The sequence below is a fragment of the Glaciimonas immobilis genome (genome assembly GCF_011947285.1).
In the GTDB taxonomy this organism is placed as follows: domain Bacteria; phylum Pseudomonadota; class Gammaproteobacteria; order Burkholderiales; family Burkholderiaceae_D; genus Glaciimonas; species Glaciimonas immobilis.
On the sequence record NZ_JAAOZT010000002.1, the window covers coordinates 506,313 to 520,859 of the forward strand.

Genomic DNA, 14,547 nt, shown 5'->3' on the forward strand with positions numbered 1-14,547 from the left:
GCTGTTAATTCCCTTCGGTAAGGTTGAGTCGGGCATACAGCGCAGGCCGGAAGGCGCTGACGACGGCAATTTCGGCATGGGTATGGATGCCTTGCGTAAACGTAAAATGGCTGCGGACCGGCTTGGTGCGGTTGACTTCGGCGATCACGTCATCGACAAACGCCGCGGTCGCTGTCTCGCCGCCGGTGCCGCTTAACGTCATCAATAAATCGAACGTATGCGGTGCGCCCATCGGGGTCTTCTGCCACCACTCGTTAAGCAATATCGCGCCGCCAAACGCGGCCACGACGGCCTTGACCGATTTGGCGGTGCCTTTCTGGCGATGGATTGCCATCGCGCTGCGTACCCGGGCGCGGCGGACTTCTTCGCTCCAATACGGTTTCCAGCTGTCGACTGACAATTGCCACGCCAGCCACGGTAATAAATTGATCGGGCACGTCGTCGGGCGGTACAGGTGACCGAGCGGTACCGGCACGTCGGAGATGCGGGCGGTGGCCGCTTCCAAAGCCCGTTCCTGCGGGGTGGTGTTGGGTGGCAATAGCGAGCGGCGCTTATTCATGGACGCCGCCATATTCGACCAGGATGTCGTCGCAGAACGGGGCTTGACGGCGGGTGATGTTCAGGTCGGCATCCGGCACGCTTAACGCCACCCGTTCGACCCCATCGACGTGCAACGCGGCATACAGGCCGGACAGTGTCGGACCGCGTCCGAGGCGGTGCGCTTCGACCACATACTGCGCCATGCGGCGTTGTGCTTCGGCAACTACCACCGCGGCGTCGGGACCGGGGAAAGTGAATAATTTTGCGCGGACCTGATAGCGGACGATTTCTGCCGATTCGACCAGGACATAATCGGTCAGCGGGCGCACGTCATCGGCTGCAAGGCGCGCTGCAACGATGGCCAGCAGGTCTGCTGACGCGGTGCCGTCGCCGTCCCGTGACAGGATCGTCACGATGACGGTCCCCGGCGTCGGACTGGTCGCCGACGCATCCAACACACGGCTATCGGCTCCCAGCGCATGAAAGATATACGCGCCCTCCGGACCGGCCACCGAGAAGCCGTGCGGCGCTAACTGGATACGCTTGCGCAGGTCGGCGTCGGTTTCCATGACCGCGGGCGTGCCTTTGTCCGGATCGGCCGGGGTGACGGTCAGACGCGGGACGTCCATCAATGCGCCCAGATGATCGAGATCGCTGGCCATTGCATACGCCAGCATCAGCCCGCGCGCGCTGTCATTGACGCGTTGGCGCATCAGTAATTCGCGGTAGGCGGTGACCTGTAAAATCTTCATCGCCGGGTCGGATTCCAGTAATCCATGGAACACCGGATCACGGGCGGTCAGGTCCGCCAGTTGTTCTGTCAGAATCGTCTCAAAATCCAGCGCCTCAACAATGTTCGGTACCGGCAAGCGGGACAGGTCAATCGCGGACGTACTCATACCGGACCCTGATGCACCGGCACCGCCAGCCGGATATTCTGTTCATCGGCCACGCCGTCCAGTAATAACGTGGCGCGCCCATCCTTATCGCGATGCAGTTGCAGGCCGTGCAATTGCAGGCGCGGTTCGTGCAGGCGCACCGCATGCGCGGTGGCCGCATAAATGCGTAACGTGGTCGCGCCGTTTAGCGGCTGATCGATCAGCTCCGGCACTTCGGAACCATAGCCGCGGCGCATCACACGCGATCCGATCGGCGTGGTCAGGATATCGGCCAGCGATTGCCGGATATGTGCGAGGCCCGATAACGCCCGCCCAGTGCTACGGTGCATGCCGGTCATTGCGGGCCACCGGAAGCGTCATTACCTTGTTTGACGCCCCCATGCTTATGGCCTGTCAAGCTGATGCCGTTGGCGACAATATCGTCGGTCGCTTCGAGCTTGCCTTCGATCCGGGCAGCGGGGCCTCCGGACGCACCGGCGGTCACGGCCATGCCGCCGTTCAGAGAACTCATCGCGCTAACGATCAGATTCTTTTGCACGGTCAGGTTGCCGGTACACAGCGACTCGGCAGCATCCAGCGTGATCTGACCCGGCACCACGGTAATACTGGTGCCGTCCGGTAACGTCGCGCTCAGTGCATGTGCTGCACTGTCGTATTGGACGATGGCCCCATCGGCGTAACGGGTGGTGTGATGCGCCGGATCGGTCGATGGGGGCGCAAACTGATCCGAATACACCGCGGGCAAAATCACGCCATGATCGAAGTCGCCTTCAGGCGAGAGCAGAATGACTTGTTCACCGATTGTCGGTGGCCACCACGTCTGCGCGTCGCCAGCGCGGATCGTCACCCACGGTCGCCAGTTGGTCAGATTGTTGCCGACTTTAACGCGTACGCGTTGGGCGTCATGATCAATCTCGGCAATCGTGCCCAGACGAATCAGGTTGTGAAGTAAGCGGAGTAATTCGGAGATGTCGGCAGTCATGCGATGCATGGTGCCGGGTTGCTGATGGAAATGCATCCGGCAGCGGGTTGATATCGTGGTTATCAACTCTACCAGCGCGCGCGCTCTAGGAAGGGGCTTTTAGGACTAACGTCGATTGGTGCGCGCAGCTTATGCTAACGCTTTGTTGGCCCATTGGCTCAAGCTTTTACTGGTAGCCTGTTCGGCGATGCAAGACCAGTAACTTTGCGATCAGCCAAATAGTGCTCGACTGCCTGATGAAAATCTTCAGTCAAATCCGCAACCGTTTCTCCGTGAAAGCTGATACTTTCGGTGATACCGAGCACACGCCCGACCAAACTATTATCGCGAGAATCGAATTCGACGCGGGCAGTATAGCCCTTGTAAATCATGGTGTTGTTCATGGTGTAATTCCTGGCGAAGTAAGCATACCTATGCCTTGATTACCGGTGAAGTGGATGTTCGGTAATAAACTGGCGCAGGGCCGCGTTGACGCGCGTCTGCCAGCCTTTACCGGTCGCTTTGAAAGCATCCAGCAGATCGGCATCCAGACGAATGGCCGTAAATACCTTCGTTTCCTCGGCTTTCGGACGGCCGCGGCGCTTAGTAACTAATGCCGTGTAGATTTCCGGCGGCAATACTTCGCTAGCGGGTTTCGCGTTGGCGAACCATTCTCTTGTAAGTTCTGGATTATCCGGATCAGCGGCAATCCCGGCATTGATGAGGACGGTTTCCTCGGGGGTGGGAATAATGGTCCCTGATTTAAGTTTCGGCATAATTTTTCACCTCTCTTGGGTTGGCCTTGCGCAGACTGATGACGCGTACAGTGTCGGCACGATGACAATAAACCATTATCTGCCGCAGCCTTCCGGCTACAAAGCGTTAGTCTTATGCTTTTATGCGTGAGCAGCCTGTGCTAATGCCTCGCTGGCCCACTGGTTCAAGCTTTTACCGGAGGCCTGTGCGGCGATGGCAGCAGCGGCGTGGACTTCCGGCGGTACCCGCAGCATAAGCTTACCAGATGCCGGTTTCTCAGCTGCCCGACCGGTAACTTTACAGTCGGCCAAATAATGCTCGACGGCCTGATGAAAATCTTCAGTCAAATCAGCCACCGTTTCACCGTGAAAGCTGATGCTGTCAGTGATGCCAAGCACACGTCCCACAAAAATATTGTCGCGAGGATCAAACTCGACGCGGGCAGTGTAGCCGTTGTAAATCATAGTGTTGTTCATGGTGTAATTCCTTGTGAAGTAAGCAATTCACGGAGTTCTTCAACTTGATAACGTTTGGCCTCTTTACCGGGATGGGGGCGATGCGGGTAGAGCCGTTTTCCATTTAATTCAAATACCACGCGAGAACCTTCGCTTTCGCGTATCAGACCACCAACAGCAATCACTAATGATTCCATATCTGAAAAAATGATACCGGGCAAAGTTGGTTTGGTGAACACGGCTTGTAACGTTTTTCGGTGTTTTGCTTTCATGCGATAAATGATAGCACAAAATGATATCATTTAAAATTAGTGAGTCGCCTTTATGCATTGTTGTTTGAAGTTTGCCGGGCTAAAAGAACGCTACAGTGTCAAATGTTTTAGCAACGAGTCCCGAATCACCACCTGATCTTCAACACTAAAGCCCAGTAACGGACGGGCCGGATAGCGAACTTCCGGCCCTTTTTTTGCGACCCGGTCCGTCAATCCTTCCTGATGCACGCGTGCGACGCGTGCCACGCGCCCAAAGAACCCAACGGATAGCTGATGCGCATCCTGCGTTGTTTTGAGGCTCTTCGATTTACGTAACCTGTCAAACATCGCCGCCTTCTGGCGTTTGATGCGACCGCTTTTGCCGCGCAGGTTCTTGCGGTTTTTACGCGCCGTGTACGCTTCTCCATCCGGCGTTTGCTGGCTGGCAATGCGCTGGGCCTGACTGCGGCGCAGGTCTTGCGCGACCTGGCGATTAATGGCGCGGCGTTGAGCGGGTTCCAGCTTGGCCAGCAGCGCTCCGGCCCATGCTTCGATGGCGCAGAGATCGCCGCTCATGGTTGATCGGTCGGCGTATGCCATTCGGCCAGCAACGTATAACTTTCATATAGTCGCCAGAAATTGTCCTGATAATCGGGTGTCGGTACCGGTTCGGCCAGATGACGCACCTCCAGCCGTCCGGCGTCGCCGCGCTTGACGATGACACGTTCGGTCAACTCCAGCTTGATCGATATATCGCGCGATGCGTGATTGTTGTAATCCATCTCGAAACCAATCCCGGTCTTGCGCTGGTCGGGGTTCGATAACAGTTCGTTTTGATAGACGGCGATCCAAGCCAACAGCGGCACCATGATCGCATCCGCACCGCCGCTGTAGTCGGTGATGATGATATTGAGTTTGAAGCGGTATTCAAACGATAGCGACCCGGTACCGGCGGCGACAATATTGCCTTCATCGGCGAAGATTAATAGCTTCTCAGGATTCTGGCGCAGGTCCGGATCGGACGCGATGAGATGGGCTTTCAGGCTGTCTGGTTTTTGCATTAGTAATCTCTTGTTGGCAATCGACGATCATGTCTACTTGCGCCGCGCAGGTGGCCCACGCGGCTTCGGTGCGTTCCAGTGTTAGGTTCAGCGCACCGTTAGTCGTCGGCGCGCTGGCTGGGAGCTGGCAACGGATGACCGGCGGACAGGCGTTGACGATAAGCGGTCGCGCCAGTGACGGCGGGACGCTGGCGCAACCGGGCAATAGCATCAGGCAAAGGAGACTCGGCCCAATGGCGGATCGTGGCATTTTCATGTTGGAGCTTTTTGATCAGGGTTTCTCGGGCCGATAACGTGGCGGCGATGCCTGCGTGATCCGCTTGCAGTTTGACGGTGGCGGCGCGGTGACGGGCGTTGATGGCGTTGAGGGTATCGATGATGGCGTCGCGCTCGCTGACGTTTTTTTCGGCACGGTCGGCACGGCCTTTTGCTGCGCTCAGGCTGCCGCGCTGGACGTACAGCATCGTGGCTAAACCGCCGACGATCAATAGTATAGAAATCCATTTACTGATCATTGCCAGAGTCCGATTCGTGTTCCCTTGCCATCCACCGTCAAGACTTGGCGTCGCGGTTTTTTGCCTTCTGCAGCGATGCCGAGATGGACCCAGACGGTGGCTCCGGCGCGTTCATAGATCAGCTGATCGAAATGCAGGTACGATTTTTCGATCTTCTGGCAGATGGCAAACGGTGTGCCAAATGCGGGAGCGATGAAGTCGTTAGCGAGGCCGTCGAGATGCGCGCTTTTACTAGCACCGCCTACCGCCCGATTAAGTGCGGGACAGCGATACCCGCTGGAGATGGTGATTGCCGCGCCGCCCAGTTCTAATCGCACCATTTCATTAAAGCGGGCAAGGCGGCGCAGGTTGACGATGATGGCGGGCGTGGGCGTGTTGTTGATGCCGAGAATGTGGGCGCTGTTGCTGCGGACAAACTCTTCGAGTGTGAAGTGTTCGGTGAATGCGGTCATAGATTACCTCGAAGGATATGGGCGACATTGCCCTGTGCGCGATAGACCAGGACGCACCAGGTGAAGGCGATTCCGGCGTGGCCGAACGACGTTTGCCTGTTGCCAAGCATTATTTCGAGCGCACAGGTGCCGGTGAAGACGATGAGCATCCATGCAATGAATGAGATGTGAATGCGGTAGTTGGCAAGGCCGCGTTGATAGCACAGCAGTTGCATGCAGGTGGCGGCGTAGCTCAGCATTTCGATGGTGGTTAGTAGCGTGGTGGTGACGCTAATGGCGTCTGCTGCATTAATCATGGCGGTCTCCTTTGCGTAGCCAGTCGGGTAGTGCGATGGTTTTAATCAGGTCGATGCCGTGCAGGGTCAGGGCAATGACACCCGCGGAAGCGAAGAAGGCGGCGACGCCGGATTGTTTGAGCGGCGTGTGCTGGATGACTTCGGGCGCGGCGAGGTAACCGATGGCCAGCGAGATGACGAGGTAGGCCAGCCGTTTGAAGAGCGGCAGGTTTTTGCTGGAAATCGCGACCAATGCGGCTCCGGCGAAGGCACCGATGAGGGCATTGCCGTCAATGCCGGGATAGAGGGAGGACAGGCCGATGCCTGCGGCGGCGGTCAGGACAAAAGAGGTGCTGGGTTCGGCCATGACGTTCTCACTTGTTAATCCCAGAGACTGATGGTCTGGGTGGTGTTGGTGGGGACCGCGGAAGGGTCTGGCAACGTGACAAGATGACCGTGGGGAATGAACGGGCCGCCGTCTGCTATGCCGGGGTTCAGTTCCAGCGCGACTTCGACCACGCGGGCGGTGGCACCGAGGTGGCGCCAGCACAGCAGATCGAGCGTGTCGTGTTGTTGGGCGCGCACTAGCATGGCGTCAGATCAGTTCAACGGTTAAATGATGCCGTTGCAATATATCGGCGATGGCCCAGTGCGCGTTGCGGCGTTGTTCACCGGGGCCGATGTCGAGATTGTCGGTTGCTTTCTTGTTGGACAATGACGACGCAGTGCTGTCGTAATCGCGGTACTTTTCCATGAGGTCGGCTTTGGCGGTGCTGTAGACGGCGCGCCGGTAATGGATGACGAGTCTGCTTTCCTGGTTGACCTTTTTGGCGGGGACGGCTTCGAGCGCGATGTAGCCGTCGTCCAGTTGCGCGTCTTGCCATGCGTCGAGTTCTGCGTTGACGTGCAGGATGGCTTCGGCGACGGCTTGAATGAGGCGCGGGGTGGTGACGGTGCCGTCAAGCCGCATGGCGTCGCGCATATGATGCAGATCAATGTCGGGGAACCAGCCGTCATTGTGGACGACGGTTTGTTCGGGGACGCCATCGGTGATGATGGTGGTTTTGGGGATAAAGGGCATGACGACTTTCTGGTAGGACGGCGGTGGGCGGGTGTCTTAAGGTGTTGGATTGCGCCGTGCCTTATCGACCCGCGCCGCCGTGCGCCGCTTGGGTGCTCTGTTGAACGTCTAGACCTTGGGCACTTTTTTAAGGCGCAATGTCAGACGTTCGATGTCTTTTTTGACGCCAATCCGTTTGTCGAGCGCTAGTGCACGGGTCAGATGCGGCAGCGCTTGCTGCATCTCGCTGGGATCGAGGCCTTCGGCGATAGGGTCGGCGGTGTTGCTTTTGTCGAGTAGTGCATAGGCATAGGCTTTGTGCAGTTTGGCGCGAGCCTGATCGGGGGCGTCTTTGCTTTCGGTTAGTGCAATGACGTCGGCTAAGATGGCACGGCCAACCTCGGCGGGCATATTGCCCGCCAGCGTGGCGTCGGCAAATTCATCCATTAGTAGCGTCGGGATGTCGCGATTGTATTGGTCCGGCATGCTCATGTTGTGCGTAACCGCGTACTGCGCCACCTGCAAGGCGCGCGCATAATGACCGACGTCGATATACCAGACCAGGAGCGTGGTGAGTACGTCGTCTTGCCCACCTTTGCCCGCGCTTAAGACGCCGTCGATCCAGTCCTGATACTCGGGCAACAATTCTGCCTTGAGCGTATTCTTTTGTTCGATTGACTGGATTTGCTTGATACGTCGCAGATGGTCGATCAATTGATAGTGGATCAGCTCGTAGGCATTGCCGCCAGTCAGTCCGCCGGGCGCGGTGTCGGCGGCGGCTTTGGCGGCAAGCGTACGGGCCTTGTGGCGCAGTGCAGGGGAAAGGTGGGACATCGTCAGGCTTTCGGTGTGGCGGCGACCAGCGCAATGTTTTCAATGAGGGCACCTAGACCAAAATCTTCGACTACATAGGCGTCGTTCGAAGATTCGTAATTTTCGATGCGGTCGCGCTTGGCTTCATCGACGATGCGACGGCGGCGACCGGACTCTTGCCAGTAGATTGACAGGTTGTCAAAGCGGGTGATCAGAATCGCGTTGGGTGGGAAGTACGGCACGCTGACCGCTTGCAAGCCGCCGAGGCGCTTCTGGCTGATGATGATGTCGGCGGCGAGCGTTTCGCTGGGGGCCTGATTAATGTTGATCAGTGGAAAATATTTGTCGTGCAATAACGTGCGCCCGACGATGGCGACCAGACCGGTATCTTGCTGGTACCACGGATCGAGCAGGTTGATGGCGTCATAGACGGCGGCGTCCAGATTGATGTAGTCGCCATCGGGGCCGATCAGCATCTGGCCGGGCGTGTTGCCTTCCTGCATGACGCGCTCCGCGGCCTGTTCACGGAAGTGCTGCAGCCAGCCTTTGTTGACATCTTCTAACAGCGGATGCGCCGCAGGATCGGTATCGGCGGCGATGCTGGTGCCGTTGAAGCCGATGACCATGCGGTCGAGCGCTTGCCGTTTGAGAATGACGTTGGCGACGCGGCTTTGAAAGTCAGGAAATTTGGCCCAAGCATCCAGTGTCTGGTAATTGATGTGAGTGTCGAAATTGGTCTTTTCGCAGCGGTATTTATGGCTGTCGAGGGTGCCGAGGTCGCGCGTCTTGCGGTCGCTTTTGGCGGTGTTGGTGCGGCTGGCCACTGGTCCCGAGATGCCGAGGCCGAGCTTTTCGCCTTCTTGTTCGGTGACGCCGAGGATGTTGATCTTACCTAAAAATTCGCTCGACTCCTGCATCTTGGTTTCCAGCTTTTGCTGGATGGTGGGGGCGACGGCAAAGGTGGCTGCGGCGCTGGCCGTGTCGTTCAGTTCTTGCAGGCGCGTGGTGTAGTGGTCGAAGGCGACGCGGGTGATTTTTTTCATGGGTGCTCCAATAGGGGTTTTAAGAGATATCGCTGATCGCGCGTTCAGAAGTCGGTCTGTTCCGTGCCGCTGCCGCCGGTTGCCGGTGGCCGGTGCGACGGGTTGCCGTCTTGCGTGTCCATCTGGCCTTTGAAGGCAGTAAAGGCGCTGGTTGATGCGGCCAGTGCCGCTTCGAGTTCGCTAATCTTTTTATCTGCGGCAGCGCTTTGGGTGGCAAAGGATGCGGCGGTTTCGCTGGCATGATGGGCGACGGCTTCCAGCGCTTCTTTGACGTCATTGAATCGCGCATCATCGCTGGTCTCTTTATGTGAGAAGCGTTTGAGGATGTTTTTAACGGTGGTGGAAAATTTGTTTTCTGTGACTTCCGGCTGGTCGTCTTCTTCAAATTCGAGCGTGGCTTCAATCGCTTCAGAAAACAGATTGTTCACATGTTGCTTGCGGGCGCTAAATAAATTGACGCCGCTGGTGGCGGCAAAGGTGAGGATGTCGGTGCCAAGACTGGCTGGGCTGTCGGTGACGCCCAGGCCCACCATATAGGCTTGACTGGTATCGGCGAAATCAGGATTGAGTTCAATGCTGGTGTAAATCTTTTGGCGCTCTTTGTTCATGGCAATTAGCGAGGGCGTCGGGGAAACCTGGGCAAACAGGGCTAACTTTTTGCCGCTGTCGGTATCGACTTCTTCGGCTTTGACGGCGAGCACATCGCCATAAGCGCGGAACGGGCTGTCCGGTAACAGGCTGCGTTTATGCTCCAGCCAGATCCGTGCGCCATACGTTGTGCGGTTGAAATTCCTGGCAATTTGCTCGATAGCTTTGCGGTCGATCTTACGACCGTCGGTGGTCGCGCCTTCGGTGGCGACGCGGAAGAACTTGGATTTGGTGGTCATGGATGCGCTCTGCTATCGGGAAGTGAGGGAATAGCGCCATAGTCACCGTTAGCGCGTGGGGTTTCAACGCGCAGCGGGTTGCTATGGGGCTTACTGGCTTGCTGGTACGAGCATTACGCGCGCGTGACCCCTACGCTTGCGGCATGCAAAAATCTCCCCTCATACCGGTGTCAGAAGTCGATTTAAACGTTGCGCTTGCAACGGATCAACACACGGACCCACGCCGCGTCGCTAAGTTTTTGTATTGGCAGGGTTGGCGTATTTCATCGATCGCCAGTCACCTTAAATTGAATCGCTCGACCGTGGAGAGTTGGAAGCAGCGCGACGGTTGGGAGAGTGCGCCGGTGTTAGAAAAGGTGGAGGCGGCGCTGGATACGCGGCTGGTGCAATTGATTGCGAAGGACCAGAAGTCTGGCGGGGATTTTAAAGAGATCGATCTGCTGATGCGGCAGATTGTGCAGACAGCGCGGGTACGACGTTATGAAGCGCCGGGCGGGAATGCGGTCGATCTGAATCCTAAGTTGGCGAATCGGTATTCTGCACCGCGCAAGAAGCCGGTGCGTAATGATATCGATGCGGCGCAAAAGAAGTTGTTGCTGGAGGCGTTTCACGATTCATTGTTTGATTATCAGAAGGTGTGGTTTCGCAATGGGCATCAGCGCACCCGGGCGATCCTGAAGTCGCGCCAGATTGGGGCGACCTGGTACTTTGCGCGGGAGGCGCTGGCGGATGCGATTACGACCGGCCGCAATCAGATTTTTTTGTCGGCGTCGAAGGCGCAGGCGCATGTGTTTAAGCAGTACATCATCCAGTTCGCACGCGAGGCGGCAAACCTGGAGTTGACGGGCGACCCGATCATTCTGGCCAATGGCGCGCACTTGTATTTTTTGGGGATCAACGCCCGCACCGCGCAAAGTTATCACGGCAATTTTTACTTCGATGAGTTTTTCTGGACGCATAACTTTACCGAGCTGAACAAGGTGGCGTCGGGGATGGCGATCCATAAGCATTGGCGTAAAACCTACTTCTCCACACCGTCATCGATCACGCATCAGGCCTATTCGTTCTGGACCGGGGCTGCATTTAATAAACGCAGGGCGAAGGCTGAACAATACGATATCGATATCACGCATGGGCGCTTGGCGGCGGGCCTGACGTGCGAGGACAAAATCTGGCGCCATATCGTGACGATCATGGATGCGGAACGCGGCGGCTGCGATCTGTTCGATATCGATGAGTTGCGCAATTTTGAATACAGCCCGGATCAGTTTGAAAACCTGCTGATGTGCAATTTTATCGATGATACGCAGTCGGTGTTTCCACTGGCTGAGTTGCAGCGGTGCATGGTCGATTCTTGGGTGGACTGGACGGATTATAAGATTTATGCGAGTCGTCCTTTTGGACATCGTGCCGTGTGGATTGGCTACGATCCTTCGTTGACTGGCGACAGTGCAGGGTGCGTGGTGCTGGCACCCCCTTTAGTCCCCGGCGGCAAGTTCCGGTTGCTGGAACGCTTCCAATGGCGCGGCATGGATTTCGAGGCGCAGGCAGAAGCGATCCGGCACATGACACTGCGCTACAACGTGGAGTTTATCGGCATCGACACCACCGGCATGGGCATCGGCGTGTTTCCGCTGGTGCGTCAATTTTTTCCTGCCGCCACCGCCATCCTGTATTCGCCCGAGGTGAAGACACGGATGGTGCTCAAAGCCAAAAATGTGATTAGCAAAGGACGGTTGGAATTTGATGCCGGATGGACCGATCTCGCGCAGGCCTTTATGGCAATCCGCAAAACACTCACCGCCAGCGGCCGACAGGTCACCTACGACGCTGGCCGTACCGATGAAACAGGGCATGCGGATCTGGCGTGGGCCTGTATGCATGCGCTGGATCACGAGCCACTGGAGGGTGGCAATCACAACAATCAATCTTTTATGGAGATTTATACATGAGTAGAAAACAGCGGGGCAGGGCCGCCTATGGAACCGCCGTATTGGCCCCTGAAGTAATGACAGAGGCGCCGGTCGCCGCCGCCGGATTTGAAGCGTTTACGTTTGGCGATCCGGCCCCGGTGCTGGACCACGGGGAGATTCTGGACAGTCTTGAGTGCTGGTCTAATGGGCGCTGGTATGAACCGCCGGTCAGTTATGCGGGGCTGTCGAAGTCGTTTAATGCCAGCGTGCACCATAGCAGCGCGATCTATTTTAAGGCGAATATTCTTACTTCAACTTTCGTGCCGACGCCGTTGCTGACGCGCGATGCGTTTAAGCGATTTACGCTGGACTTTTTAACGTTTGGTAACGCGTACCTGGAGAAGCGGACCAGCCGTAGCGGCAAACTGCTGTCGCTGGCACATGCGCTGGCGAAGTATGTGCGCCGGGGGAGGGATCTGGATCAATATTATTTTGTGCGTGGCTGGCAGGAAGAATACGCTTCTAGGCATGGCGCAGTGTGTCATCTGATGGATCCGGATGTGAACCAGGAGGTGTACGGGGTGCCGCAATATCTGAGCGCGCTGCAGTCGGCTTGGCTGAATGAGGCGGCAACCCTGTTTCGGCGTAAGTATTATAAAAATGGGTCGCATGCCGGATTCATTTTTTACATGACCGACGCAGCGGCGAATAATGCCGACGTGGACAACCTGCGGCAGGCGATGCGCGATAGCAAGGGGCCGGGTAATTTCCGCAACCTGTTCATGTATGCACCGAACGGTTCCAAGGATGGGATTCAGATACTGCCGGTGTCGGATGTGGCGGCCAAGGATGAATTCTTCAATATCAAAGGCGTGACCCGTGATGACGTGCTGGCCGCGCACCGGGTGCCGCCTCAGCTACTGGGCATCATGCCGAACAATACTGGCGGCTTCGGTGCGGTCGAACCAGCGGCGCGAGTGTTTGCCCGCAATGAACTGGTCCCGCTGCAGTCGCAGTTTATGGGGATCAATGACTGGCTCGGTGAAGAGGTGCTGAAGTTCAACAGCTACGATCTGTCAGTCCAAAAGAAAGGCACCAAATGAGCGACAACGCCGACCGCGCCGATGCGCGCATTGCCGCCGCCGTCCAGTCCGCCCTGAACAAGGTGCGCGACACGCCATCATTATGCGGCGACGGACATTGCCATTTTTGTGAGGAGGCGGTACCCGATGCCCGCGTGTTCTGTAATGCCGATTGCAGGGATGACTACCAGAAGCATCAGGCAGGGCGGAGGCGAGCCGGATATTAATCGCTATTTACCCCTAGGTTTACCCCAAGGAAGCCCCTGACGCCCCCACAAGGGGTAATACATAGCCTTTTAGACCCGCCAGCGCTCACCTCCACACGCCACCTGCGGTGTCTTTAAATGGGACTGCTTTTAATGCACTTTGGGTGATGCAGAAAAGGCCGTTAGCCCGGGGCGCTCGGTTAGACCGGCTTGGAAGGCGTGACGCAAAATGATGCAGCTGGAGGGATTAATAAACTATCAGTAGAGTCGTTTCCCGTCACACCTCGAGTCATTGGTTAAATGTAGCTACAAATATTGTTGGATTAGGGTAATATTTGTATCTACAATAATTAGATGGAAGCAAGTGGGCGGATACCATGACGAACAAACATAAAATTATTTATCCGACAGCGGAAGAGGATGTCGCAACTACCGCAGCCGCGTTATCAGATCCCGATAATCTACCTTGGACTGATGCGCAATTGGCACAACTTAAGCCGGTGCGAGGACGTGGTAGACCTTTAGGGAGTGGTACGAAAGAGCAAATAACTATGCGCTTAGATACTGATATTGTTGACGCGTTTAAGCGTGAAGGTGACGGCTGGCAAACCAGAATGAATGGCGCATTGCGCGAATGGTTAGCGGCGCATCGATAGTCTTGATTGCTGTTAGTAATTTTCTTTTTTTATACCTATGTGCGGACGCATTACACAAATTGGATAACAGTTTGTCGCCTGAGCAGGCTGAACAGACTCCGGGGCAGATGGTGCGGGGGGGCGGATTGCTTTGAGTGGTTTAAGGTGTCGACTGAGGTTAATCGCGCAGGGGAAGAGTAAGCCGTTTATGGTTGAGGCGATTGGGTAGATGTGTCGTGGCGCCTTTAGCCAAAATATTTTTACAGTGGGCAAATCCTGCGCTTGAAAAAAAGGAAAATTTGCTACATTGGCTCACTTTTAAATTATTTTGTCGGGTCATTAATTCGAGAGAGAACCGTCGCCGCATTGATCACTAAAGCTGAAAAGTCGATGACATTAGTATTTTTGATTTTTATCGGTTCATCATAATGTAGTGGATCGTATATAAAGCCAATATTCGATTGATCGAAAAATAACCCTACCATTGCTATTCCTCGTTCGATAGGGGTACACACGTTATAGCTAAAATTGTACATTCCAGTCTTTTTCAGTTGTTCGCTTGTTAGAGAAGCGGCATCGGCCACGACAATGTTACCCCAAGCTGAGGCTCCCGCGCGATTCTGATAACAGTGGCCATATTCTGAGCAAACGCAATTAATTAGCGCACCGCCAACCCCATAGAAAATGGCACTTTCTTCTTGCATGAACATGATCACAATACTGTTAAAGATTATCTCTTCGTT

25 protein-coding genes are annotated in these 14,547 nt (G+C 56.0%); 4 read left to right on the top strand and 21 right to left on the bottom strand.

Going from position 1 to position 14,547, the window contains the following annotated elements:
• Positions 1–4 precede the first annotated feature (4 nt).
• From HAV38_RS04585 to HAV38_RS04675, 20 genes are all read right to left on the bottom strand, one after another.
• Positions 5–559, bottom strand: a complete 555-nt coding sequence (locus tag HAV38_RS04585; protein WP_168052801.1) for a phage tail protein I — start codon at positions 557–559, stop codon at positions 5–7.
• Complete coding sequence (locus HAV38_RS04590; RefSeq protein ID WP_168052803.1) at positions 552–1,439, bottom strand: baseplate assembly protein; 888 nt, start codon at positions 1,437–1,439, stop codon at positions 552–554. The genes HAV38_RS04585 and HAV38_RS04590 overlap by 8 nt, the downstream gene beginning before the upstream one ends.
• Complete coding sequence (locus HAV38_RS04595; protein WP_168052805.1) at positions 1,436–1,777, bottom strand: GPW/gp25 family protein; 342 nt, start codon at positions 1,775–1,777, stop codon at positions 1,436–1,438. Before HAV38_RS04595 ends, HAV38_RS04590 begins: the two co-directional genes overlap by 4 nt.
• Complete coding sequence (locus tag HAV38_RS04600; protein WP_168052808.1) at positions 1,774–2,430, bottom strand: phage baseplate assembly protein V; 657 nt, start codon at positions 2,428–2,430, stop codon at positions 1,774–1,776. Before HAV38_RS04600 ends, HAV38_RS04595 begins: the two co-directional genes overlap by 4 nt.
• A gap of 149 nt (positions 2,431–2,579) precedes the next feature.
• Positions 2,580–2,804, bottom strand: coding sequence for a hypothetical protein (locus HAV38_RS04605; RefSeq protein ID WP_209216606.1), 225 nt, complete (start codon positions 2,802–2,804; stop codon positions 2,580–2,582).
• 39 nt (positions 2,805–2,843) lie between these two features.
• On the bottom strand, positions 2,844–3,176 hold the full coding sequence (locus HAV38_RS04610; RefSeq protein WP_168052810.1) for a BrnA antitoxin family protein: 333 nt from the start codon (positions 3,174–3,176) through the stop codon (positions 2,844–2,846).
• Positions 3,177–3,296: 120 nt separating this feature from the next.
• Entirely contained in the window at positions 3,297–3,632 is a 336-nt protein-coding gene (locus HAV38_RS04615) for a type II toxin-antitoxin system HicB family antitoxin (RefSeq protein ID WP_168052812.1), read from the bottom strand.
• Complete coding sequence (locus HAV38_RS04620) at positions 3,629–3,883, bottom strand: type II toxin-antitoxin system HicA family toxin (RefSeq protein ID WP_168052814.1); 255 nt, start codon at positions 3,881–3,883, stop codon at positions 3,629–3,631. The genes HAV38_RS04615 and HAV38_RS04620 overlap by 4 nt, the downstream gene beginning before the upstream one ends.
• 90 nt (positions 3,884–3,973) lie before the next feature.
• Positions 3,974–4,438 (bottom strand): phage virion morphogenesis protein, encoded by a 465-nt coding sequence (locus HAV38_RS04625; RefSeq protein WP_168052816.1) that lies wholly within the window; start codon positions 4,436–4,438, stop codon positions 3,974–3,976.
• Positions 4,435–4,923 (bottom strand): phage tail protein, encoded by a 489-nt coding sequence (locus HAV38_RS04630; RefSeq protein WP_168052818.1) that lies wholly within the window; start codon positions 4,921–4,923, stop codon positions 4,435–4,437. Before HAV38_RS04630 ends, HAV38_RS04625 begins: the two co-directional genes overlap by 4 nt.
• Complete coding sequence (gene lysC, locus HAV38_RS21820) at positions 4,856–5,134, bottom strand: Rz1-like lysis system protein LysC (RefSeq protein WP_245182189.1); 279 nt, start codon at positions 5,132–5,134, stop codon at positions 4,856–4,858. The genes HAV38_RS04630 and lysC overlap by 68 nt, the downstream gene beginning before the upstream one ends.
• Positions 5,022–5,438, bottom strand: coding sequence for an Rz-like lysis system protein LysB (lysB, locus tag HAV38_RS04635; RefSeq protein WP_168052820.1), 417 nt, complete (start codon positions 5,436–5,438; stop codon positions 5,022–5,024). The genes lysC and lysB overlap by 113 nt, the downstream gene beginning before the upstream one ends.
• Entirely contained in the window at positions 5,435–5,890 is a 456-nt protein-coding gene (locus HAV38_RS04640) for a D-Ala-D-Ala carboxypeptidase family metallohydrolase (protein WP_168052822.1), read from the bottom strand. Before HAV38_RS04640 ends, lysB begins: the two co-directional genes overlap by 4 nt.
• Positions 5,887–6,186, bottom strand: coding sequence for a phage holin family protein (locus HAV38_RS04645; protein ID WP_168052824.1), 300 nt, complete (start codon positions 6,184–6,186; stop codon positions 5,887–5,889). Before HAV38_RS04645 ends, HAV38_RS04640 begins: the two co-directional genes overlap by 4 nt.
• The gene (locus HAV38_RS04650) at positions 6,179–6,532 is read right to left on the bottom strand and encodes a putative holin (protein ID WP_168052826.1); all 354 of its coding nucleotides are present in this window, start codon (positions 6,530–6,532) and stop codon (positions 6,179–6,181) included. The genes HAV38_RS04645 and HAV38_RS04650 overlap by 8 nt, the downstream gene beginning before the upstream one ends.
• Before the next feature lie 14 nt (positions 6,533–6,546).
• Entirely contained in the window at positions 6,547–6,756 is a 210-nt protein-coding gene (locus HAV38_RS04655) for a tail protein X (protein ID WP_168052828.1), read from the bottom strand.
• A 4-nt stretch (positions 6,757–6,760) separates the two neighbouring features.
• Positions 6,761–7,246 (bottom strand): head completion/stabilization protein, encoded by a 486-nt coding sequence (locus tag HAV38_RS04660; protein WP_168052830.1) that lies wholly within the window; start codon positions 7,244–7,246, stop codon positions 6,761–6,763.
• Positions 7,247–7,354: 108 nt separating this feature from the next.
• Positions 7,355–8,059, bottom strand: coding sequence for a phage terminase small subunit (gpM, locus tag HAV38_RS04665; RefSeq protein WP_168052832.1), 705 nt, complete (start codon positions 8,057–8,059; stop codon positions 7,355–7,357).
• A 2-nt stretch (positions 8,060–8,061) separates the two neighbouring features.
• Positions 8,062–9,081, bottom strand: a complete 1,020-nt coding sequence (locus tag HAV38_RS04670; protein ID WP_168052834.1) for a phage major capsid protein, P2 family — start codon at positions 9,079–9,081, stop codon at positions 8,062–8,064.
• 44 nt (positions 9,082–9,125) lie between these two features.
• Positions 9,126–9,968, bottom strand: coding sequence for a GPO family capsid scaffolding protein (locus tag HAV38_RS04675; protein WP_168052836.1), 843 nt, complete (start codon positions 9,966–9,968; stop codon positions 9,126–9,128).
• A 143-nt stretch (positions 9,969–10,111) separates the two neighbouring features.
• Here HAV38_RS04675 and HAV38_RS04680 point away from each other — a divergent pair, with 143 nt between their 5' ends.
• The 4 genes from HAV38_RS04680 (at position 10,112) to HAV38_RS04695 (ending at position 13,825) form a co-directional block, all read left to right on the top strand.
• Complete coding sequence (locus HAV38_RS04680; RefSeq protein ID WP_168052838.1) at positions 10,112–11,920, top strand: terminase ATPase subunit family protein; 1,809 nt, start codon at positions 10,112–10,114, stop codon at positions 11,918–11,920.
• A complete protein-coding gene (locus tag HAV38_RS04685; RefSeq protein ID WP_168052840.1) occupies positions 11,917–12,984 on the top strand; it encodes a phage portal protein in 1,068 nt (355 codons plus the stop codon). The genes HAV38_RS04680 and HAV38_RS04685 overlap by 4 nt, the downstream gene beginning before the upstream one ends.
• Complete coding sequence (locus tag HAV38_RS04690; RefSeq protein ID WP_168052842.1) at positions 12,981–13,190, top strand: DUF2116 family Zn-ribbon domain-containing protein; 210 nt, start codon at positions 12,981–12,983, stop codon at positions 13,188–13,190. The genes HAV38_RS04685 and HAV38_RS04690 overlap by 4 nt, the downstream gene beginning before the upstream one ends.
• A 356-nt stretch (positions 13,191–13,546) precedes the next feature.
• Positions 13,547–13,825, top strand: a complete 279-nt coding sequence (locus HAV38_RS04695) for a BrnA antitoxin family protein (protein WP_168052844.1) — start codon at positions 13,547–13,549, stop codon at positions 13,823–13,825.
• A 302-nt stretch (positions 13,826–14,127) separates the two neighbouring features.
• Here the strand turns inward: HAV38_RS04695 and HAV38_RS04700 are convergent, their stop codons facing one another.
• Positions 14,128–14,514, bottom strand: a complete 387-nt coding sequence (locus HAV38_RS04700) for a hypothetical protein (RefSeq protein WP_168052846.1) — start codon at positions 14,512–14,514, stop codon at positions 14,128–14,130.
• Positions 14,515–14,547: the final 33 nt, after the last annotated feature.

Coding starts and splice junctions, on each gene's coding strand:
- HAV38_RS04585 (WP_168052801.1), bottom strand. CDS start 559: ATGAATAAGCGCCGCTCGCTATTGCCACCCAACACCACCCCGCAGGAA.
- HAV38_RS04590 (WP_168052803.1), bottom strand. CDS start 1,439: ATGAGTACGTCCGCGATTGACCTGTCCCGCTTGCCGGTACCGAACATT.
- HAV38_RS04595 (WP_168052805.1), bottom strand. CDS start 1,777: ATGACCGGCATGCACCGTAGCACTGGGCGGGCGTTATCGGGCCTCGCA.
- HAV38_RS04600 (WP_168052808.1), bottom strand. CDS start 2,430: ATGCATCGCATGACTGCCGACATCTCCGAATTACTCCGCTTACTTCAC.
- HAV38_RS04605 (WP_209216606.1), bottom strand. CDS start 2,804: ATGAACAACACCATGATTTACAAGGGCTATACTGCCCGCGTCGAATTC.
- HAV38_RS04610 (WP_168052810.1), bottom strand. CDS start 3,176: ATGCCGAAACTTAAATCAGGGACCATTATTCCCACCCCCGAGGAAACC.
- HAV38_RS04615 (WP_168052812.1), bottom strand. CDS start 3,632: ATGAACAACACTATGATTTACAACGGCTACACTGCCCGCGTCGAGTTT.
- HAV38_RS04620 (WP_168052814.1), bottom strand. CDS start 3,883: ATGAAAGCAAAACACCGAAAAACGTTACAAGCCGTGTTCACCAAACCA.
- HAV38_RS04625 (WP_168052816.1), bottom strand. CDS start 4,438: ATGAGCGGCGATCTCTGCGCCATCGAAGCATGGGCCGGAGCGCTGCTG.
- HAV38_RS04630 (WP_168052818.1), bottom strand. CDS start 4,923: ATGCAAAAACCAGACAGCCTGAAAGCCCATCTCATCGCGTCCGATCCG.
- lysC (WP_245182189.1), bottom strand. CDS start 5,134: ATGCTATTGCCCGGTTGCGCCAGCGTCCCGCCGTCACTGGCGCGACCG.
- lysB (WP_168052820.1), bottom strand. CDS start 5,438: ATGATCAGTAAATGGATTTCTATACTATTGATCGTCGGCGGTTTAGCC.
- HAV38_RS04640 (WP_168052822.1), bottom strand. CDS start 5,890: ATGACCGCATTCACCGAACACTTCACACTCGAAGAGTTTGTCCGCAGC.
- HAV38_RS04645 (WP_168052824.1), bottom strand. CDS start 6,186: ATGATTAATGCAGCAGACGCCATTAGCGTCACCACCACGCTACTAACC.
- HAV38_RS04650 (WP_168052826.1), bottom strand. CDS start 6,532: ATGGCCGAACCCAGCACCTCTTTTGTCCTGACCGCCGCCGCAGGCATC.
- HAV38_RS04655 (WP_168052828.1), bottom strand. CDS start 6,756: ATGCTAGTGCGCGCCCAACAACACGACACGCTCGATCTGCTGTGCTGG.
- HAV38_RS04660 (WP_168052830.1), bottom strand. CDS start 7,246: ATGCCCTTTATCCCCAAAACCACCATCATCACCGATGGCGTCCCCGAA.
- gpM (WP_168052832.1), bottom strand. CDS start 8,059: ATGTCCCACCTTTCCCCTGCACTGCGCCACAAGGCCCGTACGCTTGCC.
- HAV38_RS04670 (WP_168052834.1), bottom strand. CDS start 9,081: ATGAAAAAAATCACCCGCGTCGCCTTCGACCACTACACCACGCGCCTG.
- HAV38_RS04675 (WP_168052836.1), bottom strand. CDS start 9,968: ATGACCACCAAATCCAAGTTCTTCCGCGTCGCCACCGAAGGCGCGACC.
- HAV38_RS04680 (WP_168052838.1), top strand. CDS start 10,112: ATGCAAAAATCTCCCCTCATACCGGTGTCAGAAGTCGATTTAAACGTT.
- HAV38_RS04685 (WP_168052840.1), top strand. CDS start 11,917: ATGAGTAGAAAACAGCGGGGCAGGGCCGCCTATGGAACCGCCGTATTG.
- HAV38_RS04690 (WP_168052842.1), top strand. CDS start 12,981: ATGAGCGACAACGCCGACCGCGCCGATGCGCGCATTGCCGCCGCCGTC.
- HAV38_RS04695 (WP_168052844.1), top strand. CDS start 13,547: ATGACGAACAAACATAAAATTATTTATCCGACAGCGGAAGAGGATGTC.
- HAV38_RS04700 (WP_168052846.1), bottom strand. CDS start 14,514: ATGTTCATGCAAGAAGAAAGTGCCATTTTCTATGGGGTTGGCGGTGCG.